The sequence below is a fragment of the Shewanella sp. 1311 genome (assembly GCF_059338235.1).
In genome coordinates, this window is record NZ_CM181686.1 from 1,190,751 (window position 1) to 1,212,615 (window position 21,865).

General features: G+C 45.9%; 13 protein-coding genes. 7 read left to right on the forward strand and 6 right to left on the reverse strand.

Translation table 11 applies throughout. The features are described 5' to 3' along the window. Positions 1-25 precede the first annotated feature (25 nt). A complete protein-coding gene (locus AC5YB3_RS05425; protein ID WP_259569569.1) occupies positions 26-1,105 on the reverse strand; it encodes a methionine synthase in 1,080 nt (359 codons plus the stop codon). A 55-nt stretch (positions 1,106-1,160) separates the two neighbouring features. After that, positions 1,161-2,135 carry a DUF1852 domain-containing protein gene (locus AC5YB3_RS05430; RefSeq protein ID WP_259569570.1) on the reverse strand — a complete coding sequence of 325 codons (975 nt, stop codon included), beginning with the start codon at positions 2,133-2,135 and terminating at the stop codon, positions 1,161-1,163. 638 nt (positions 2,136-2,773) lie between these two features. Here AC5YB3_RS05430 and AC5YB3_RS05435 point away from each other — a divergent pair. Further along, positions 2,774-7,543: a DUF3320 domain-containing protein gene (locus AC5YB3_RS05435; RefSeq protein ID WP_494526710.1), complete on the forward strand. Its 4,770-nt coding sequence runs from the start codon at positions 2,774-2,776 to the stop codon at positions 7,541-7,543. 73 nt (positions 7,544-7,616) lie between these two features. After that, positions 7,617-7,973: a hypothetical protein gene (locus AC5YB3_RS05440; RefSeq protein ID WP_115334131.1), complete on the forward strand. Its 357-nt coding sequence runs from the start codon at positions 7,617-7,619 to the stop codon at positions 7,971-7,973. Between the two features lie 380 nt (positions 7,974-8,353). On the opposite strand, the gene AC5YB3_RS05445 is transcribed toward AC5YB3_RS05440, so the two are convergent. From AC5YB3_RS05445 to rlmD, 3 genes are all read right to left on the reverse strand, one after another. Further along, a complete protein-coding gene (locus AC5YB3_RS05445; protein ID WP_311989246.1) occupies positions 8,354-9,637 on the reverse strand; it encodes a hypothetical protein in 1,284 nt (427 codons plus the stop codon). Between the two features lie 505 nt (positions 9,638-10,142). Further along, on the reverse strand, positions 10,143-12,353 hold the full coding sequence (relA, locus tag AC5YB3_RS05450; RefSeq protein ID WP_011847452.1) for a GTP diphosphokinase: 2,211 nt from the start codon (positions 12,351-12,353) through the stop codon (positions 10,143-10,145). A 152-nt stretch (positions 12,354-12,505) separates the two neighbouring features. Then, positions 12,506-13,858, reverse strand: coding sequence for a 23S rRNA (uracil(1939)-C(5))-methyltransferase RlmD (gene rlmD / locus AC5YB3_RS05455; RefSeq protein WP_063882544.1), 1,353 nt, complete (start codon positions 13,856-13,858; stop codon positions 12,506-12,508). A 100-nt stretch (positions 13,859-13,958) separates the two neighbouring features. Here rlmD and barA point away from each other — a divergent pair, with 100 nt between their 5' ends. The 3 genes from barA to AC5YB3_RS05470 all read left to right on the forward strand — a co-directional run bounded on the left by barA (position 13,959) and on the right by AC5YB3_RS05470 (position 17,788). Further along, entirely contained in the window at positions 13,959-16,760 is a 2,802-nt protein-coding gene (barA, locus tag AC5YB3_RS05460) for a two-component sensor histidine kinase BarA (protein ID WP_494526711.1), read from the forward strand. After that, complete coding sequence (locus tag AC5YB3_RS05465) at positions 16,735-17,334, forward strand: YjaG family protein (protein ID WP_006082631.1); 600 nt, start codon at positions 16,735-16,737, stop codon at positions 17,332-17,334. Before barA ends, AC5YB3_RS05465 begins: the two co-directional genes overlap by 26 nt. 220 nt (positions 17,335-17,554) lie before the next feature. Then, the gene (locus AC5YB3_RS05470; protein ID WP_006082632.1) at positions 17,555-17,788 is read left to right on the forward strand and encodes a DUF3319 domain-containing protein; all 234 of its coding nucleotides are present in this window, start codon (positions 17,555-17,557) and stop codon (positions 17,786-17,788) included. 21 nt (positions 17,789-17,809) lie between these two features. On the opposite strand, the gene AC5YB3_RS05475 is transcribed toward AC5YB3_RS05470, so the two are convergent. Further along, on the reverse strand, positions 17,810-18,709 hold the full coding sequence (locus AC5YB3_RS05475) for a LysR family transcriptional regulator (RefSeq protein WP_011847456.1): 900 nt from the start codon (positions 18,707-18,709) through the stop codon (positions 17,810-17,812). Positions 18,710-19,008: 299 nt separating this feature from the next. Here AC5YB3_RS05475 and AC5YB3_RS05480 point away from each other — a divergent pair, with 299 nt between their 5' ends. Then, the gene (locus tag AC5YB3_RS05480) at positions 19,009-19,971 is read left to right on the forward strand and encodes an AEC family transporter (RefSeq protein ID WP_494526712.1); all 963 of its coding nucleotides are present in this window, start codon (positions 19,009-19,011) and stop codon (positions 19,969-19,971) included. 128 nt (positions 19,972-20,099) lie between these two features. After that, positions 20,100-21,758, forward strand: a complete 1,659-nt coding sequence (gene recN / locus AC5YB3_RS05485) for a DNA repair protein RecN (RefSeq protein WP_006086873.1) — start codon at positions 20,100-20,102, stop codon at positions 21,756-21,758. Positions 21,759-21,865: the final 107 nt, after the last annotated feature.

The following is a 21,865-nucleotide window of genomic DNA, read 5'->3' on the forward strand; positions in this document are numbered from 1 at the left end:
AACAGACAGCAGCACTTAACACGTCTTATCTTAATGCCAAGAGCTCTTTTCTGACGATCTCAGCGCCTGCACTCAAGGCATTGAGTTTCCCTCTTGCGACTTGATGGGATAAAGGCGTCATGCCGCAGTTGGTACAAGGATAGAGCTTGTCGGCATCGACAAATTTAAGGGCTTTTCGTAGGGTGTCAGCCACTTCCTCTGCGGTTTCAATCGTGTCGGTGGCAACATCAATCGCGCCGACCATGACTTTCTTACCGCGAATGAGTTCAAGTAGCTCCATTGGCACATGGGAGTTGTGACATTCTAGAGAGATGATATCGATATTAGACTTTTGCAGTTTAGGAAATGCTTCTTCATATTGTCGCCACTCTGACCCTAAGGTTTTTTTCCAATCAGTATTGGCTTTGATGCCATAACCATAACAAATATGCACCGCCGTTTCGCATTTAAGCCCTTCAATGGCTCGCTCTAAACACGCAATGCCCCACTCGTTTACCTCATCAAAAAACACATTAAAGGCAGGCTCATCAAATTGGATAATATCAACCCCCGCCGCTTCTAATTCTTTGGCTTCCTCATTAAGAATTTTGGCAAATTCCCACGCGAGCTTTTCGCGGCTTTTATAATGGTCATCATAAAGCGTATCTATCATGGTCATTGGGCCAGGCAGCGCCCATTTAATCGGTTGCGTGGTTTGCTTGCGTAAAAATTTGGCATCTTCAACAAACACAGACTTTTGGCGACTCACTGGGCCGACAACAGTGGGTACACTCGCATCATAACGATCGCGAATTTTCACTGTTTTACGTTTTGAAAAATCAACGCCGTTGAGGTGCTCAATAAAGGTAGTGACAAAATGCTGCCGCGTTTGCTCGCCATCACTGACAATATCAATCCCTGCGTGTAGTTGATCCTGCAATGACAAACGCAGTGCATCGTGTTTACCGGCAATTAATTCCTCACCTTGCAATTTCCAAGGAGACCAAAGTGTTTGAGGCTCTGCCAGCCACACAGGTTTAGGCAAACTGCCTGCCGTTGAAGTCGGTAACAGGGTTTGGTTAAGCAATGTTTTGTTAAGCGGTGTTTTATTAAGTCGTGTTGTCATGATATTGATGCCGTATTGGGTTAATTATTGAGCGTGACGATTAAGTGCAGAGCGACTAAACGAAATTAGCAGACCATTGTTCAAAAAACGTTTGGTAGGGTTTGATAAAGTACTCCGCGGCAAATTTGCCTTGCTCATTAGCCAATTGGCTACGTTCTGCTCGATCATAAACAATTTGAGTCAGTGAATGATCCAAGTTTTTCAAATTAGGTTGATAGCATTTCCCTGCAACAGCATTGGCGTTATAAATCTCAGGGCGATAGATTTTTTGAAAAGTTCCCATAGTGCTGATGGTGCTTATCAACTCAAGGTGAGTGTAATCATTGAGTAAATCACCAAAGAAATAAAAAGCTAACGGCGCCACGCTATTGGGCGGCATAAAATAGCGCACCTGTAAGCCCATTTTTTTGAAATATTGCTCAGTTAAAGACGATTCATTTGGCTGATATTCAACCCCTAATACAGGATGCTGATTCTCAATTCTATGGTAGGTTTTATTATCCGAAACACTGAGACAGATAACCGGTGGCTTATTAAAATTCTGTTTGTAAGCATCAGAATTAACAAAAGACTGAAAGAGCTTGCCATGTAGACCACCAAAATCATCTGGAATACTAAATTTGGCTTGGCCCTTATTATGTTCTGCCAGTAATACGCTAAAGTCATAATCGCGTACGTAAGATGAAAAGTTATTACCTACAATGCCTTCAATACGTTTATTGGTTTTATGATCAACAATATTGGTTTTCAAAACTTCAATCGATGGGAAGGTTTGACCACTGCCGTCAATATCCAGATTAACGGAGATAATTTCCAGCTCAACGCTATAACGATCGCCTTTAGGATTATCCCAATGCGCTAAGGCATTAAAGCTGTTATCAATCATCTTTAACGCGTTGCGTAAGTTCGCTTGGCGATGACTGCCTCTGGCCAAATTAGCAAAGTTGGTGGTAATACGCGTCTTGTCTGAGGGATGATAATTTTCATCAAGACAAATGCTGTTAATCGTAAATGTAAAATGCTTATCCATAGTGATCCAGTATCCCATTGCCTGATTTCAAACTTGAGTTTATGCCCTGCGCTTCTAGCTTCTAGACCCGACTCTGATAGACATTATTCGTGTTCTGTCTGAGGTACTATTTAACTTAAGTGCAGATGACTTAAGTCCTAATGGCTTAGCTAGGGTGCAACTTCAAGCTTGTCTAATATTTCGCTTGGAGTCATTTATACGTGGTTCGGCACATGAACAAAAACGGTTTTATTTCACATAGAACATGAGCCATATTCATGATCGATTAGCATGCCGTTGTTGGTTAAATAATTCCGTAGAGCGTAATAGCCCCAAGGAGACTGGCCGATTAAGTAATTTGCAGGCAAAAGGGCAGACTCAGAAATGCTGGGACACATTTTTCTTAATTAGGAATGAGGTGAGCAGTAATCTCATGGCGAATAGCACCATCAACTTTAGCTAATATCGTTAAATTTATTAACGGTCCCTAAAAGTAATATCCAACCACTCACTTCCTGCCCGACTTGTTCTTATCATTCTAATAATCCGCAAGATTGCTTTTAGAAACAACCATTGATATGGTAGATTTTTAACCAACGCCACCAGCAAAAACCTAGTGAAAACTATTGCTGTTCAGCATATCTCGGAGATGGATTTTTATGGTTGTTGAGCAGCAGCTGGAACGTGCGCGTCTGGAATTACTTGATATGGGTCTTCGATCCAACCCTCAGCTGAATTACCGCAGTGGTAGTAAAGCCCTCGACATTATTGATGAGCAATCTGCCAAGATATTTGAAATGCTGGTTGAGCAAGAAAATACACTCAGCTTTTTACCATTGCCAGAAGCTTATCAACAAAAAATTGCCGACAGTGAAGATGAAGGATCATTCTTTCAGACCGACGATGAATCGGAATTGCCACCTCTTGATTTATACCTCGAACAGAAAAAGGGAGCGGCCCGCTTCACCGACAAATACCTACAAACCGGATTAGTGCCCGCCAAGCTGGATAAAGCCCTGCTGAAACTGGAAACCGAAGCCCATACCATGCTGCAAGAGCAAGGTGTCGAGGTTCTGTATTTAGCACTTGGTTTTTTACAGTGGAATGAGCCAACAAACTCATCGGTTTCAAGATATGCGCCTTTAATTCTGATCCCTGTTCAACTAATGCGCTCATCAGCCAGAGATAGCTTCAAATTACGCTACACAGGCGAAGAGCTGGGTTCAAACCTGACCTTAGCAGCAAAACTAAGGACTGAGTTTAAGTTAATGCTTCCCGCCTATTCTGATGAGATGGTCATCACAGATTATTATCAGGCGGTAGCTGATGCGATTACAGCGCAACCTTCATGGCGGGTGCATCAAGATAAAATTGGTTTAGGGCTGTTCTCTTTTGGCAAGTTTCAAATGTACATGGACTTGGACCCTACAGGCTGGCCGGAAGGAAAAAAACCATCACAGTTACCTTTGATTGGCCGCTTATTTCGTGATGGCTTTCCCCACGATGCAGAGATCAATCCAGCAGATCTGAATCATCCAGAAAAACTCCACTTGGTAAAAGACGCCGATTCCAGCCAGATTGAAGCAATCTTGGCGATGAAATCTGGCGCGGACCTGATCATTCAAGGGCCGCCAGGTACAGGTAAATCCCAAACTATCACCAACATTATTGCCGAAGCGGTTGCGCTGGGTAAAAAGGTGCTGTTTGTTGCACAAAAAATGGCAGCACTTGAGGTGGTAAAAAAACGCCTTGATGAAACTCATATGGGCTACGCCGTACTCGAACTACATAGTCACAAAAGTACCAAGAAATCTGTGCTTGGTTCTATTGCTGAGTCACTTGAGCAAGGTCGGCCACAAACAGCAAACCGGGAGCAAGAGTTTTCAGATTTAGCGGAATCAAAAGCCTCGCTGGATGCTTATGTGCATGCCATCCGAGCCCCTATTCTGCGTAGCGGTATCAATTACATTGAAGCGTTGGGCTCATTGCTGCAATTGAAGACAAAGGATCCCGACAACTCCTTACCCGCCCTCCCCTTTAGCTACTACGAACAATGGACAGCTGAGGAATACAGTAATGCGAGGAAACTGGTTACGGAATTAGTACAGCAACTAGCACGCATTGGCATACCTGCAGCGCATCCATTTGCGATGTCTGGTCGCACTGACTTTTCACCTGCATTGCAGCAGGCATTAACCTCTACTTTGGTAGAAATAAGCCAGTTGCTTAGCCAACTTGATACGCAAACTCAAACCGTCAGTGTTTTTCTGCAGCTTGATAAACCACAAAGCTTGCAACAAGTCGCACCGCTGATTTCAACAACGAGCTGGCTATCCGAAGTGCCAGATCTTAAAAGCGTTAAAGTAAATAACCCCATATGGGCTTTAGAAAAAAAGCGGATCGATAACGGCCTGACCTGCCTAGCTAATTTCTTATCACTCAAAGCCAGCTGCGAACAGCACTTTATCACGCAGGCGCTGGATGCCGATTTGCTGAGTATCCGCCAAGGCTTGATTGGCAAAACAGATAAATGGTGGCGTTTCCTGTCGTCCAGCTATCGCCAAGCCAAAGCACAGCTAGCAGGGCTTTGGCTTGGCGCTCTGCCCGCTTCGTCTACCGACTGGCTTACTGCATTAGATACTGCTTTAACTTACCAAAGCACGAAAAAAGAGCTAACTAGCTACCACCCCCTGTTATCTGAAGCTTTTGGTGCGCAGTGGCAAGGCGAATTTTCGGAGCACAATGAATTAACGCAAATTCACAGCTGGATAAACACCTTTTATGCAAAGGTAAACCGTGTTGAATTGTCGCAGTCATTGGCTGAACTGATTGATAAAGGCGTTGATAAAAAGCTGCTGCGTGACCAGACAAACTCACTGACAGCGCTTTGTAACGCTATTGCAGTGCAGGCACAAACGCTGCAAGAGCTGATACAAATCCCCGACAGCAATCCAAACCATGATTTAGCAGCAATGCAATTTACGCAGCTAAATGTCTGGTTAGAAGGCTGGAAAAACTCAGCCTTATTTTACGATTTTGCGCGCTACAACCAGATTATTAAGGCGTTTGAGCCTTATAACATCAAGGACTTCACTAAACTGGCGTACTCATGGAATGCAGCCCCAGACTTGCTAATGACGGTATTCGAACTTAGCTATTATTCTGGTCTGGTTAACAATGCCTATGACAGCTCAGAAGCAATACGGCAATTTGACCGCAATAAACATGAACAAAGCCTACGCGACTTTAAACGTATTGATGGTAACAGTTTATTTTTCGCCCAAGAGTTTTTAGTAAACAGTCTGTACGAGCGCTTGCCGAAGAAAACAGCTAAAGGTGAAATGGAATTAGTACTGCGTGAGCTAGGTAAGAAAAAACGTCATATTCCTATTAGGAAATTGCTGGCGGAAGCAGGTAACGTGATCCAGCAAGTAAAACCTATTTTTATGATGAGCCCTATGTCCATCGCCACCTACCTAAAACAAGGTGCGTTAGATTTTGACCTGGTGATTTTTGACGAAGCGAGTCAAATTCCAGCACCCGATGCCTTAGGCGCAATGCTGCGCGGGCAGCAAGTAATTGTGGTAGGTGACAGTAAGCAAATGCCACCAAGCAACCTGTTTGGTAAAGCCGTTGAACTGGAAGAGGAGGAACTGGAAAGCAGCGCCACCGCAGAAATGGAAAGTATTCTGGCATTAATGGAAGCCCGTGGTGCGGCAAGCAAAATGCTGCGCTGGCACTACCGCTCTCGCCACGATTCACTGATCGCAGTGTCCAACGACCAGTTTTATAAAAACAAGTTAGTGGCCTTCCCAAGCCCAGGCTTTCACCCCGATGCAACAGGGCTGAAGTTTCATTATTTACCTGAAACGCATTACGACAAAGGCAGCTCTCGCACTAATACTGGCGAAGTAAAAGCTGTGGTTGCAGCAGTACTGAATCACGCTTTAACTAAACCTCACCTATCGTTAGGCGTGGTTGCGTTTAGCCTTTCGCAGCGAGATGCTATCTTGCTTGAGCTGGAAAAAGAGCGCCGCTTACAGCCAGAAACTGACGAATTCTTTGCACAACATGCAGGTGGTGATGAGTTTTTTGTAAAGAACCTGGAGAACGTGCAGGGTGACGAACGCGACGTTATTTTGATCAGCATTTGTTACGGCAAAACCAGCACAGGCCAGCTGAGCCAGAATTTTGGCCTTCTGAACAAACCAGGCGGCGAACGGCGGTTAAACGTACTGATTTCACGTGCGCGATTGGCAATGGAAGTGTTTGCCAACTTCAAAGGTGATGAACTGAAAGTTGGCGCAGACAGCCCTTTTGGTGTGCGTTCACTGCAAATCTTTTTGCAGTTTGCCGAATCAGGCCAATTGAACAAAGCCTATGAAAAACAGCAGGAACAAAACTTTGCTTTTGGCGCCCTACTGCATCAGGCAATCCAGCGTTTAGGGTATCAGGTAGCCACCCGAGTCGGCAGTCAAGGTTATTACATCGACTTAGCCATCAAGCATCCTGAAGACCCCAGTAAATTTGTATTGGCGCTGGAATATGACGGCGCTGGCTATTATGGAGCAACTTCGGCACGCGACCGCGAAAGGTTGCGGCAAAGTGTACTGGAAGGCCTTGGCTGGAGCTTTGAACGCATTTGGTCCACTGACTGGTTTCGAGATCCAGAGGCAGAGTTACATCGCCTGAAAGTACTCATAGACAAAGCCATAACCCAACATGACGAACTGATGGTAACAATGGCAGCACAAGCCACTAGCACCAGACAAGTGAAACACAAAGTTGCTGCGCCAGAGGCCATTGCAACGCCAATAATGCGGGTAGAAGAAGAACAACCAGAATTTGAAGCCTGCACTACGCCCTATAAAAAAGCTGATGTGTCTAAGCTCAATATTCCGCATGTCGATGATTTCAGCGCCATCCCTTTAAGTATGTTGGTGTATGCAGTGGAGCGTATTGTTGAAACCGAATACCCAATATTCGCCAGCCTAGTTGCTACTCGTTTAGCTAATGCTGCTGGCTTGACAAGGGTTGGCGCCAAAATTAAACGCACTGTAGACCAGGCCATTACAGGCGCTGTTGCCAAAGGATTAATCCAGCTAGATAGCGATGAAGTGTTATGGCCGCATGGCCGCAGTACAGTCAAGTTAAGAAACTGGAACAGCGTCGACACCGCGACCCGTAAGCTGGAAAACGTCTGTGATGCCGAGCTCACCAACGCCTTATTGCTGACAGTGCAAGACGCCCATGCCATTAGCGTGACGGATGCAGCTTCTGCAGCTCTGGGCCTATTGGGCTTTCAACGGGCAACAGCTCAGGCAGCTGAGCGAATGAGCAAGTTGGCACAGATTCAGTGTGATAAAAATGTGCTGGTTTGTGAGAATGAGCGGTTGAAAATATCAATAGCCAAGCCTTCGTTGCCCTGAAAAACAAAGAACACAAATTAACGCCAGCAAAAAATTTCAACAACTAATCCTTATTTTTATATGGGGTAATGAAATGCTAATAGATACCGACTTAATTTTTGATGAAATACAGGGGTATGAGTTCTATCACAAATGTGAAGTGAAAGCTGTCATAGATGACAAAGTAAAGGGGGAAGATGGGGAGCTTTTTGAATTCTATGAAAATATTGAATATTTAATAGAAGAGTTTGATGAGATCATTGTTTTACGAAAAAAACTAACACTAATGGAACTTGAAGATTTTCGAGACTACATTGAAAAAAAAGGAGATATAGAAATCGTCAAAACGATAGATAGGCAAATCGAAGAGGCTAAGTTAACGGGGGCTTATATTACATTCGCGTGCTTACACAATGATTCTTTTTATGATTTACATGTATTTAGATACTAAGAATAGTTTTTATCTCACCAAAATTGGGTAGACCATAAAGGTCTTCTTGGTTGCCTTAAAAAGTAGACAAATATTTTTTAAGGAAAATATAAAAACTCTGAACAAGTCAAAATACAAGCTCAACAAAGCTACCAACTTTTAGTTTCAAAAAACATTCAACTTTACCAAATCAGTTTTGAGTGCTCATATTTATTTACAAGACTAAAAACTGTGACAGCCCTATTTTTATAGAAAAAGACCGACATTACAAAATACTTCCATTAACTTATGTATAGGCCCTCTTTGTTGTGGTTGGATGATTCTTGGTCGAAAGATCTAAGCACTAAGAGGGCCTCTAGTTCTAACTTTCTAATCCTGAGTTCAGGTTAAATTAGCAGGGCTCAGGGCGTGTTTACGCAAATCTCGTAATACCACAGGTCTGCGTATGGATGCGATACTTGCGCCCCTAAAGTAAATACGTTGCCATTCTCATCGGTTACTGAGCCTGTACCTATTGGCACTTCACCTTTGTTAATGCCGTCCCACATAAATCTGTTGGTACCGTAACTGGTGTTACTGTAAACAAAAGTTTGTCCAGTAAAGCCTGCATCGTTACGACCTTGGTTGTCACCTGCAAAGGCACATTGGGGAGTAATTGCTGCTAATGGTACAAAGCTGAAATTATCGAACTTGGCGCTATAACTGGAAGACCGCGTAGTCCCCCATGTCAGAAGTTCAAATAAATCACCGGTATTAACTTCGATACCCTGAGCTGAACCAGAAGCACTGCCGGCTGTAGAGAGATTGTAAGACACGCCATTTATCAGGTACTTGATGACATCTCCATATTGACCAGCAGAGTAGATGGATATCATCCAGTCAAAGTTGATGGTTCCCTTTACGGGTATGGTGATTGATGCCGTTACACCACCTCCTCCGGAATTGACTACTGCTGTCAATGCCGAGCTGCTCATGCTTGAAGCTGCGACACCCGATATACTCCAATGACCCGGAGCAAAGGCTCCTGTAAATCCATGAACCGTTGCATCACTATAAGTTCCGCACTTGTAATGATACCGAATGGTATTACTGGTAGGTCTTTCCAGTCGAAGGTAGCTCAGTACCTTATTGTTTGGACAACTCACATTGTGTCTATCAAGAAAAACTGCGTTACCAGCACCATCGTCATCTGCAGCAGTAAAATAATCCGTCACATTACTCAGCGTTTGATTGCCACAGCGGTAATTATAACGAGCTGTGCTCGCGGTCGGACGTTCTAAATGCAGATATTGAAGCCCTTTATTCTCACAATTTATAGTGTGTCGATCCAAGTAAATAACATTGCCCCCACCATCATCATTGTCAGTAGTAAAGACGTTAGTGCTGTTGTCATTGCCCATTTCGGTGCACTGATATTCATAAGCAATTTCGGTTAATGAAGGTCTGAACAAGTGAAGTGAACTCATTGCATTAACGCCGCAATCGACATGGTGCCTATCAAGGAATAGGAAGTTTCCTTGACCATCATCATTTGCAGGGGTCGACATTTGATAGGTTGCCGCGATGGCGAAGGGTGAAAATAAGGCAATTAGGGTAAAAACCAATACCGCTAAGTTTCTGTATGCCCTACTTATAAAATTTATCTGACGTAGTGTGAGATTTTTAGACTCGATCTGTGTTTTCATTACCCTTTCCTTTTGGTAGATGTTTCATCGATTTGGTTTACACAATCGTATAGGTAGTCTGGATCACCTATAAGAGAAACAAATGTAGTAGAAGAATGTTAGTTTCACCACTAAGAAAAGTTCGGGCAGAGAATGTTCAAAAAACGGGGGGAACGAGAGAAACTGAAGAAAAATCGGTATAAAAAAGGGACGCAATGATGATTTGAGAGACGACCGTCCACCCCATGGACGGGGCGGTCGAGCATCCAAGGATTAACTTGAACAACATCCCTTTTTAACTGCCAGTTCGCCCTCCATGGATCTTGTTCATAAGCTCAGAAAACCTAGGTTTCTATTCACTGTATCGATGAGTGAATGCCATGGCGAACCTGTATCCATGGACATAAGCACACGCTAAGCTCTCAATAGTTTAAATAGCGTACGACCATGCAGCACAATTCTCCATAAAATAAAAAAGCGGCAGGCGAAATTCGCCCTACCGCTTTTTTACTGTAGTGAATGAAACCTAAAGCCGTCTTGCTTCTATCACGCTATCGACTTGTGTCAGTTTAGATAACACCCGCGATAAACCATCGAGGTTATAAAGCTCCAGTTCCAACTCAATCGCGGCTGTCTGGTTTTTAGTATCCGATGACGAGCTCATGGCCAGTACATTGGACTTTTCGGCAGCTAGCACTGAGGTTAAGTCACGTAATAAACCGCTGCGATCGTGGGCTAATACCCGCAGACGCATGCGATAACCGCCGGAGTAATTTTCGCCCCAGACCACATCGACACCGCGCTCTGGGTGAACCCGCATTAACTCTTTAACTTGTTCACAATCAGCGCGATGCACAGAAATGCCACGGCCTTTAGTAATAAAACCTAAGATTTCATCACCGGGAACTGGCTGACAACAACGGGCGATATGGTTAAGCAAGTTACCCACACCGTTGACTTCAACCTGACCACGGCCACTGGAGGTCGGCTTATGCTGGCCTTTCTTAACTAATTCTTCGACGGCATCTTCTTCTGACACTTCGTCGAGTCGCAGACGACTCTGAATATGGTTAACCACTTGATGCAGACGCACATCACCGCCACCAATCGCCGCCAGTAAGTCATCCATGCTCGCCATATTAAAGCGCTCGACCGCGATGGCCGCGTCTTTAATTTTAAGGCTCACCCGCGCCAATTCGGATTCGAGCATTTCTTTGCCGGCGACAATATTCTTGTCTCTATCCTGCTGCTTAAACCAATGCTGGATTTTCGAACGCGCCCGCGAGGTACGGATATAACCTAAGTTAGGGTTAAGCCAGTCGCGCTTGGGATTGGGCTGTTTCGAGGTGATGATCTCGATACGCTCGCCTGTTTCAACCTGATAGGTGAACGGCACAATACGACCATCGACCTTAGCACCAATACATTTGTGCCCCACTTGGGAGTGAATGTAATAGGCAAAGTCGAGCACGGTTGAGCCCAGTGGCAAGTCGACGACTTCACCGCTTGGGGTGAACACATAGACTCTGTCTTCAAACACTTGGCTGCGCACTTCTTCGACCAAGTTGCCACTTTCGACCACGTCTTCCTGCCATTGCAGAATTTTACGCAGCCAGTTAATTTTTTCTTCGTAGCCGCTTTGCTTACCGGAATGATTATTACCTTCTTTGTATTTCCAATGCGCAGCCACACCCAGCTCTGCATCTTCATGCATATCTTGGGTACGGATTTGAATTTCAACGGTTTTGCCCTCAGGCCCCACCACTACGGTATGAATCGATTGATACCCGTTAGGTTTAGGGTTGGCGACATAGTCGTCAAATTCCCGAGGAATATGGTGCCAAAGCGTATGCACCACACCTAATGCACCATAACAATCCTGCAGACGATCGGTCACGATACGCACGGCGCGCACGTCAAACAACTCATCAAATTTGAGGTGCTTGCCCTTCATCTTGCGCCAGATGCTGTAGATATGTTTCGGCCGGCCGTAGACCTTAGCGCGAATTTGATCTTCATCTAATCTTTGTTGCAACTGACTGACAAACTTGTCGATAAAGACTTCACGGTCCAGTCGTTTGCCGTCTAACTGCTTAGCGATGTCTTTATAGGTATCTGGATGCAGGTAGCGAAAAGAAATATCTTCCAGCTCCCACTTTAGTTGACCTATGCCTAAACGGTTAGCTAACGGCGCATAAATATCGGCAATTTCGCGGGCCAACAGAACGCGAGTTTCTTCGTCGGCATTTTTCACCGCCCGTAGCAAACACACACGCTCGGCAAGCTTAATTACCACGGCGCGCACATCTTCAACCATCGCCAGTAACATGCGGCGGATGTTGTCGATTTGCGGCTCGGTGGAGCGACTGTTGGGATTGATTTTCAAGGCGCCGATGGCATTCATGGTCACGACACTCGCCACTAAACGCGCCAGCGGCTCACCAAATTTTTCTTTGATGGCGTCTTCGGTCAGTAACCCAGCATCGAACACCACAAACAGAATCGCCGCTTGCAGGGTTTCAATGTCCATGTTCAGCGGTGCGAGGATTTCGATCATCTCTCGAGCACGTTCGAGCAGTTCTCTCTTCGCCGCAGGACTCTTAGCGGGTAAGGCGTCAATCTGCCCTATCAAGGAGAGCAGCATCTGCGCTTCATCGGCATGACCGACATAGCGAGCCACCCAATCTTCTAAGTGAAAATCGGGATCATTAAAGTGCGCTTCGCGAACAGAGACCATCTAATTTATTTCCTTATCCGTGCTCAGAGAGAAAGTGGGCACCACTTCAGCTCTCCTATCTTCAGCATTGGCGCGAACTTGTCAAACCCAACCGACGTAATAATCACATTTTTTACGTTATTCAAACGCTTTGCTTACTTTGCCAGCGCAAATTACTTGGTTAATTCAAACAGTGCCATGGCTTCGATATGGTGTGTTTGTGGGAACATGTCGATAAGTCCCAATTGCTGTAATCGGTAACCGCGCTCTAACAGTACAGCGCTATCGCGGGCCAAGCTCGCAGGATTACACGAAACATACACGACTTTGCGCGGCTTCATTTTCTTCAGCCATTGCAAGCTTTCAAAAGCACCCGCTCGGGCGGGATCGAGCAGTAATTTATCAATTTTGCCCATCCAAGGCTCAAGGGATAAATCCGCGCTTAAGTCGCCATGGTAAAAGGTCAGTTTATCAAGATTGTTAGCTTTCGCGTTCACCCGTGCCTGAGTCACCATCTCGACAACCCCTTCGACGCCAATCACATCAGCGCCCATTTTCGCTAAGGGCAAACTGAAATTCCCCATGCCGCAGAACAAATCCAAAATGCGCTCATCAGGCGCTGGCGCTAACCAATCCATCGCTTGAGCGACCATGGCCTTATTAATCTGTCCGTTCACTTGCACAAAGTTACCTGGGGTGAAGCTTAAACTCACCGCATCCGACTCAGCTTTGTCATCTAACAGCTGATAAACCGGTAACACTAACTCAGCGCCAATACCTTGGAATTGGCCTTCATTATCCTGCAGACAAATGTGGATCTGATGCTGCTCAGCAAAGGCTGACAGCTTAGCGAGATCTTTATCGTTTAGCGCCTTAGTGATACGCAGCACGGCGAAGTGACCATTATCGGCGGCAATCAACTCAAGGTGGCCTAAGCTGGCTTTAGCCGACAATTGGTTCAGCAACTTAGCAAAGGGGACGATCAAGTCCGATAACGGCTTAGCTAACACCTGACACTGACTGATAGGCACCACGTTGCTGCTACTAGCAGCACGAAAACCTAAGCTTAAGTGTTTGGTATTTTTATCAAACAAAGTCGCAAGACGCGCACGGCGACGATAATGCCAACCTTCACCCGTGAGTGCGGGCGATAACGCGCCGCCTTCGGCGCCGGCAAACTTAGCCATAATATCCAGCAGCGCCGCTTCTTTATGCTCCCGCTGGCCCGATAATGACATATGCTGTAAGTCGCAGCCGCCGCAGGTGTGATAGTGTGGACACTCGGGCGCTACGCGCTCAGAGCTAGGTGTATCGACTTTAATTAACTTAGCGCGGGCATAATTTTTCTTTTGCTCGGTGAGTTGTACCGTCACGGTTTCATCGGGCAGTGCGCCGGGGATAAACACGACTTTACCTTGATGTTGTGCTATACCTGCCCCTAAGTGATCGAGCTGATTGACGCTCAGCGATAACTTAGCCGACAACTGTTTGGAACTATTTGGTTTTGCTTTAAAAAATTGCGCCATTTCGGCCTCTAAATCAATAAAATACTGGCAAAGACCGCCCTCTTTCTGGCAGTCTTATAAAATTATCTTAGTCTCTGTCACAGGAAACACCGCCGCTGCTATGAACCCAGTCAACAACATGACCAAATACAGCCTACGTTCTTGGGTTCTTGTACTGGCGCTCGCGCCAACAATCTTGGTCGGTATCCTTCTGGGCAGCTACTTTACCATAAACCGTTTTTATGAGCTCGAAGATACGCTCGTCGAACAGGGCAGCAATATTATCGAGCCGCTGTCGATTGCCAGTGAAATCGGTTTAGTGGCTAATGATCGCGAGGCGACCAAACGCTTACTCGCCGCGGCGCAGCTCAACAAGTCCACCCTCGTGAAATCCATCGCGATTTTCGATGCCAACAATCAGCTCTTTGTGACCTCGCACTACCACAAAGACTTTGAAATTATGCGCTACAAAGAAGCGCTTAACACACTGCATAAAACCGAAATAGAGCATGTGGGCGACAGCCTGATTTTACGGACACCGATTTTCTCCACCGGGCCCAGCGCCGCTCCCGCAAATTACGATATCCAAACCGACGATGGTCAGCTGTTAGGTTATATCTCCATCATCATCAATAAAGAACGCGCCTTGCTCGAGCAACATAGAGCCGCCGTCGCCGCCTTTATAATCGTGTTGATCGGGGCGCAGTTGAACTTGCTGTTCACTTTCCGGCTGGTGAAAAACGTCACTCAGCCCATAACTGAAATGGTGCGCGTCGTCGCTAAAATCCGTGAAGGTAAGTTGGACGCCCGCTTAGATGGCAACTTGATTGGTGAGCTCGACTTACTCAAACGCGGCATCAATGCCATGGCGGGGTCGTTGTCGGAATACCATGATGAGATGCAGCAAAATATCGACCAAGCGACTTCGGATCTGCGGGAAACCTTAGAGCAGATTGAAATCCAAAACGTAGAGTTAGATTTAGCGAAAAAACGCGCCCTAGAAGCCAGCCGAATTAAATCAGAATTCTTAGCCAACATGTCCCACGAGTTACGTACGCCGCTCAATGGCGTTATCGGTTTTGCGCGGCAATTGGTGAAAACCCCTTTGCATTCGAGCCAAGTCGATTACATCAAAACCATTGAACGCAGCGCCACTAACCTGCTGGGCATCATCAACGATATTCTCGATTTTTCTAAACTCGAAGCCGGTAAAATGGTGTTGGAAAACATGCCCTTCGGTCTAAGGGAAACCATAGGCGATACCATCACGCTAATCTCGGGCAGCGCTCAGGCGAAGGGCCTAGAACTCGTCGTCGATATCGCTCCTAACGTGCCCGACAATGTGAATGGCGATGCCATGCGTGTGTGCCAAATCATCAATAACTTGGTCGGTAACGCGATTAAATTCACCGACTCTGGCAGCGTGATGGTCAAAATCGAACTGCAAAGCCAGTCGGATGAACAAGTGGTACTGCGTTGTGATGTGGTAGACACCGGTATCGGTATCGATGAAAGCCAGCAGGACTTTTTATTCCAAGCCTTTGGCCAAGCCGATTCGTCGATTTCCCGCCGCTTTGGCGGTACAGGCTTAGGTTTAGTGATCACTAAGCGTTTAGTGAATCAAATGGGCGGCCAAATCGGTTTTACCTCATCCCCAGAAAAAGGCTCAAACTTCTGGTTTAGTTTGCCGCTCGGCTTAGGTCAGTTCCAAATCGGTGACTCACTGCCGCTCGAAAAACTCAAAGACAAAACCATACTGTTTTATGAGCCCCGAGTGCTGACTCATGCAGTCTTGAGTCGCCAATTGAATCAATGGGATACCAAAGTGACTCACCATCAGCACATCCCAAGCTTGCTGACCACACTCAACACGGCCGAAGCGCCATACGACTATGTTCTGTTGAGTTGCCATGGGTTTAGCGATGCAGGACAACTGGTAAGCACACTTAACTTGGCAAAGACCAAAACCGATTGCCTTGTGGTGCTATACGATTGCCAAGAACAAGACGCCTTAACCCAATTTATCCGCCCGAATGCCGATGTGGTGTTGTCTCTGCCCGTCAGTGAGCATCAACTTGCCCGCAACTTACTCTATCCACCGATGGAATACGACATCATAGCCCCAGTGACCATAGCCACGCCGGCGGCACGCCAATCCTTAACCGTACTGGCGGTGGATGATAACTTTGCTAACTTAAAGCTAATCGATACCTTGCTCAGCGAGTTAGTGACAACGGTAGTTGCGGTCAACAGTGGCGATGAAGCAGTTAAACAGGCGAAGACTCGCACCTTCGATTTGATTTTTATGGATATTCAGATGCCAGGCACAGATGGTATCAGCGCCACTAAGCAAATTCGCCAAGGCTCGATGAACCGTAACACGCCGATTATTGCCGTGACGGCCCATGCGATTGCCGAAGAACGCGAGCTGATTTTAGGCAGTGGCATGGATGGATATTTACCGAAACCTATTGATGAAGCGGCGCTCAAAGACGTTATCCATCGCTGGATCACTCGCCCCAAATTCACCCATTTTGACCTGCATACGCTGAACTGGGATTTATGCTTAACCCAAGCCAATCACAAGGCTGATCTTGCCTTAGATATGCTGAGAATGTTGCTCGACTCTTTACCGCAAACTGTGACGACAATTCAGACGGCGTTGAGTCAAAACGATCACCCCGTCATGCTCAGTACTATCCATAAACTTCATGGTGCGAGCTGCTACTGCGGCGTGCCAACAACCCAAAGATTATGCCAAGAAATAGAATCGGCGCTAAAACGTGAAACAGCGGTCGAAGATCTCGAACCCGAAATACTAGAGTTACTTGATGAGTTAACTAAGGTAGAATCTGCGGCAAATCAAGTGATATCACAGCTATCAGCGGAAATAACAGATGACCAAAAAAACGGGCTTCTTTAAACGTCTTAAGGCGTTAACATTGCCACAAAAACAACTCTTCGCCACTGCACTTTGCCAACGCATGTTGCCCAACTATCAACTATTTTCCGAAGTCTGTGAGTTTGGTGACCCTGCAGTGTTAAGCACTGCATTAGAGCTACTGTGGCAATCCCTGTACGATCCTAAGCTTAAATTCAATATCGATGTGCATCTGCAACGTCTTGAAGATAACACCCCAGAACCCGCTGATTTTGAAGCCTATGGCGTCTATCCAGCCATGGACGCTGTGGTCGCCATATCAACCTTATTGGGGGCGATACAAGGCAAGATTGAAGAAGATATCGTCAATATCAGCAAACTGTCATCGAGCACAGTGGCTAACTATATCGAAGCCATCAGTGATGTCGATTTAGTCGATGAAGCATTAGATGATTTTGTTTTTGCCCATGAAGTTATGGAAGAAGAGAAAGAATTACAAAATTCTCTGCTGGAAATTATCGAAGAAAATCCAAAGATCACTGCGGAACTGGTCAAAGGTTTACGCAAAGACATTATCGAAGCGGGCGTATCTAATATCGGCATCAGCGTCGCTTAATTGATGGGGTGCTTGGGGTAACTCAAGCACCCTTATTTCTAAACAATATGTCTAAACAATGTTTCTAAATAATGTTTCTAAATAATGTTTCTAAATAATGTTTCTAAATAATGTTTCTAAACAATAAGCCTCTAAGCTCGACTGCAATCACTTTCAAGCAAGCCCAAAACGAGTAAGACCAAAGCTAGCAAGTTCCATCAGCCAATATTGAGTTATTCCAATGAAAAAGATTGTTTATCAAGGATTTGTCTTAACCAATAGCGAAGGACGAACCGACAGTTGGAAACTGACCATCAAAGATCAACAGCGTATCGGTTCTTTATTCGAACTACGGCGTTTAGTGGGATACTTCTTGGAACTCGGCATATTACCCGCGACACGCTCCAGCCTGCAGGACGCGAAACAAACGCAAAATACCATGAGCAAAAACACGGTAAAACCTAAAAGACGTTAAGCATCCGTTCCCCTCGTTAAATCAACGCATAGAGAATAACTCTGGCGCCTTTGACTGCATAAACTCAATAAAGACTCTTACCTTTAGCGGCTGCTGGCTGCGCTGATGATATAAAATCGAAATCCGCCTCTGCTCGCCAATCCATTCTGGCAATAATACGTTAAGTTTCCCTTCTTTAATCTGCTGTTTTACAAATAGCTCGGGACCATACAAGATCCCGCCATGGCCTAAGGTCGCCTGAATCGCACCGTGCAAATCCGTGAGGGTCAGCTTAGTTGGGCCATTAAAATAAAAAGACTCACCGCTCGGATGCTTTAAATGCCAATTAAACAGCGGCCAGACTTTTATCAGTTGATGGGCTTCGAGATCATCGGGATGCTCAAGTTTAGGTGCCTGAGCCAAGTATTCTGGCGTGGCAAACAGGCAATAATCCAGTTCACCTAAGGTACTCGACACCCAAGAAGAATCAGGCTGAGCCCCGCCGACAATCGCCACATCTATGCCTTTATCAATCAAATCGACTAACTCATTGCTCTGGGAAATGTGTAAACGGATATCGGGATACAGGCGCCCAAATTCATTCAATGCTTGAATAAACACAATGGAAATAATCGAAATCGGCGCGGCGATGCGCAAGGTGCCCTCGGGTTTATCGCTGCCCGCACCACTCAGTTCATCAAATTGGGCAACCACACTCTGGTAGCGTTGAAAGAGTGCCAACCCTTCCTCCGTCAGTCGCAACTTGCGGGTGCTGCGCATAAAGAGCTGTTTATCGAGCTTCTCTTCCAACTTCGCTAGCTTGCGGCTCACTGTGGCAATGGGCATATCAAGCTCCTTCGCCGCCTGTGAAAAACTGCCCGCATTGACTAAATGCACAAAAAGGTAGACAAGTTGTAGTTCAGCGCCTAAATCATCACTCATTGCATGTCCTAATTCTGTTCTAGCTGCCCACTTTAGGCACTATATAAAGTCATCAACAATCACAGCGTACGCTAAGTCATTGTGTTTTAAACATCAATTAATCCACTTATACGACCATAGCGCAATAGCCTTAGACTGAAATGATATGTTATTTTGTGGCGAGTTTTACTGCGCTGGCGCTAGTTCTGGTTCTAACGTGACATAAAAATGGCAAGCGCCCACCTAAAATCATAGCGATAGTAGAAATGACGGTGGTGGCTGAGTTTATTCAAATTTAATCGTAAGGATGAGTGAGGGAAATGACCATTTTAACCCCTCTGTTTGCCGTCTTCGGGATCATGTTGCTCGGCACACTAGTGCAAAAATTAAAACTCTTGCCCGTCGATACGGATCAAGTGCTAAACCAGTATGTGTACTATATTGCTTTCCCTGCGATCATGCTTATCGCCCTCGCCCAGCAGCCGATTGATGAAATTTTGCAATGGGGATTTATTGCGGGCTACAGCACGGCTATGGTGATTACTTATCTTGTCTGCCTTGGGCTCTCGCTGCTTGCTAACCCTAAACAGCATGCGGTTGCCGCCATTCGAGCCCTCAATGCCACCTTTGGTAATACCGCATTTATTGGTATTCCACTGCTTATCATCTTATTCCCGCAGCAGCAAAGTGCGTTAGTTGCCGCCGCGATTGCCAGCTTATTATCCGTGCTGATGTTTGCCGTCGCCTTAGTCTCGATGGAACTGGCCACTAACACCCAAAGACAACACCATGCCTTAGTCATAATGGCGATGGCGGTCGGTAAAAACCCTATCGTTATTGGTAGTTTGATTGGCGTCGGCATTTCGGCGCTAGAGATAAAACTGCCCTCAGGGCTGGCGCTCATGATCCAACAAATTGGCAATACCTCAAGCCCGTGCGCGCTGTTTGCCATCGGCATGGTGCTCGCCAAAGCGATGCGCTACCAGAAAGATAGCAGCGTATTTAGCCCCAAGAATTTTATCGAACTGAGCCTTATCAACCTCTTCAAGCTAGTTGTCCAACCGGCACTCGTCTACTTTATGCTTCACCATTTTGGTGTGAGCGGTGACTACCTGATCATGGGCGTGATCTTGAGCGCACTGCCCACAGCCGCTAGCGTGTACTTGCTCGCCCAGCGCTATAACACTCAAGCTTCAACCAGTGCTCAGGGCATTCTATTTGGCACCTTAGTCACTTTTTTTAGTTTGCCTATCTTAGAAAGCTTAGTAAGAACCTACGCATAATCAGTTAATTAAAAATATTTACTGCCAATAATGCCGATTATTTACCCAAGCCACTTTACTGTATATAAAATCAGTATATACTGTTTATCAATACAGTGGTTTGGTATGTTTTTCGACAGGAATTCACTATGCTTTGCCAACTCAGCATTAATAACTTCGCTATCGTCCGTTTTTTAGAACTGGATTTTCGCCCCGGCATGACCAGCATCACAGGTGAAACTGGTGCGGGTAAATCGATCGCCATCGATGCGTTAGGCCTGTGCCTAGGCAATCGCGCCGATGCCAGCAGTGTTCGCCCAGGAGCCAATAAAACCGAGGTCAGCGCCCGCTTTTCCTTGGATGATATTCCACTGGCAAAACGTTGGTTAGAAGATAACGATCTTGAACTCGATGATGAGTGCATCCTACGTCGAACTATTGGTAGCGATGGCCGCTCGCGCGCCTACATCAATGGTAATCCAGTGCCACTGACGCAGCTCAAATTACTGGGTCAGTTGCTTATCGGTATTCACGGTCAACATGCGCACCATGCAATGTTAAAAAGTGAACATCAACTCACCTTGCTCGACAGTTATGCCAACCACAGATTACTTATCGATACGGTTGCCGCCAGCTTTCAACGCTGCAAGCAAATTGAGGCCGATCTAAAACAACTCGAAGCCTCCCAGCATGAACGTATTGCCCGTAAGCAATTAGTGCAATATCAAGTAGAAGAACTCGATGAGTTTGATCTTAAAGTCGATGAGTTCGATGAAATTGAGCAAGAGCACAAACGTCTTGCCAATGGCACTGAGTTGATTGATACCTGTCAGGCGAGTCTAGATATACTCACTGAAGGCGAAGAGAACAATATAGAGTCGCTACTTAACCGAGTCGTTTCCCTCGCCGAAGATCTGCAAAGCTACGATCCTGCATTAAGCAATATCAACACTATGCTCAATGATGCCTTAATCCAAGTGCAAGAAAGCGCAGGCGAATTACAGCACTATTTGAGTAAGCTTGAACTCGATCCAACCCACTTTGCCTATTTAGAAGAACGGCTATCAAAAGCCATGCAACTGGCGCGTAAGCACCATGTCAGCCCAAATAAACTAGCCGAACATCATTTGGCATTAAAGGCAGAACTGAGCACCTTAGACAGTGACGAAAGCAAGCTCGAAGAAATTCAACTACAGGTCGATGCCAGTAGAGCCGCTTACCTTAGCAACGCACAAAAACTCAGCCAAAGCCGCGCTAGATATGCCAAAGAACTCGACAAACTCGTGACTCAGTCAATCCACGAACTGAATATGCCTAAGGGTAAATTTACTATCGAAGTCAATTTCCACCCAGAGCAAATGTCAGCCAACGGCAGTGACAACATCGAATTTATGGTCACCACTAACCCTGGCCAACCCTTACAACCGATTTCGAAAGTCGCGTCTGGCGGTGAGCTTTCACGGATAGGCTTAGGGATCCAAGTCATTACCGCGAAGAAAGTTGCCACGCCGACATTGATTTTCGATGAGGTGGATGTCGGGATTTCGGGTCCCACCGCCGCAGTGGTGGGTCGCATGTTACGCAGCTTAGGGGAATCGACCCAAGTACTGTGCGTGACTCACTTGCCGCAAGTTGCGGGCAATGGTCATCAACACATGTTCGTCGATAAGTTTAATAAGGCGGGCAGTACAGAAACTACAATGAAGTCGCTCGATCGTGAGCAGCGTATTCAAGAACTTGCAAGACTGTTAGGTGGCGATACTATCACTAGCAATACCCTAGCAAACGCAAGGGAACTGCTGCAATAGTAGAATCAAGCAGAAAAGGGATAAGGGATGTTCAGCTAATCCCTTCAATCAGAAAAATGCGAAATCAAAAGCTAAGGGTTAGTTGTTGGCCATGTTAACTATCATGC

Coding starts and splice junctions, on each gene's coding strand:
- recN (WP_006086873.1), top strand. CDS start 20,100: ATGCTTTGCCAACTCAGCATTAATAACTTCGCTATCGTCCGTTTTTTA.
- AC5YB3_RS05475 (WP_011847456.1), bottom strand. CDS start 18,709: ATGAGTGATGATTTAGGCGCTGAACTACAACTTGTCTACCTTTTTGTG.
- AC5YB3_RS05440 (WP_115334131.1), top strand. CDS start 7,617: ATGCTAATAGATACCGACTTAATTTTTGATGAAATACAGGGGTATGAG.
- AC5YB3_RS05445 (WP_311989246.1), bottom strand. CDS start 9,637: ATGAAAACACAGATCGAGTCTAAAAATCTCACACTACGTCAGATAAAT.
- AC5YB3_RS05435 (WP_494526710.1), top strand. CDS start 2,774: ATGGTTGTTGAGCAGCAGCTGGAACGTGCGCGTCTGGAATTACTTGAT.
- AC5YB3_RS05465 (WP_006082631.1), top strand. CDS start 16,735: ATGACCAAAAAAACGGGCTTCTTTAAACGTCTTAAGGCGTTAACATTG.
- AC5YB3_RS05425 (WP_259569569.1), bottom strand. CDS start 1,105: ATGACAACACGACTTAATAAAACACCGCTTAACAAAACATTGCTTAAC.
- relA (WP_011847452.1), bottom strand. CDS start 12,353: ATGGTCTCTGTTCGCGAAGCGCACTTTAATGATCCCGATTTTCACTTA.
- rlmD (WP_063882544.1), bottom strand. CDS start 13,858: ATGGCGCAATTTTTTAAAGCAAAACCAAATAGTTCCAAACAGTTGTCG.
- AC5YB3_RS05470 (WP_006082632.1), top strand. CDS start 17,555: ATGAAAAAGATTGTTTATCAAGGATTTGTCTTAACCAATAGCGAAGGA.
- AC5YB3_RS05430 (WP_259569570.1), bottom strand. CDS start 2,135: ATGGATAAGCATTTTACATTTACGATTAACAGCATTTGTCTTGATGAA.
- barA (WP_494526711.1), top strand. CDS start 13,959: ATGAACCCAGTCAACAACATGACCAAATACAGCCTACGTTCTTGGGTT.
- AC5YB3_RS05480 (WP_494526712.1), top strand. CDS start 19,009: ATGACCATTTTAACCCCTCTGTTTGCCGTCTTCGGGATCATGTTGCTC.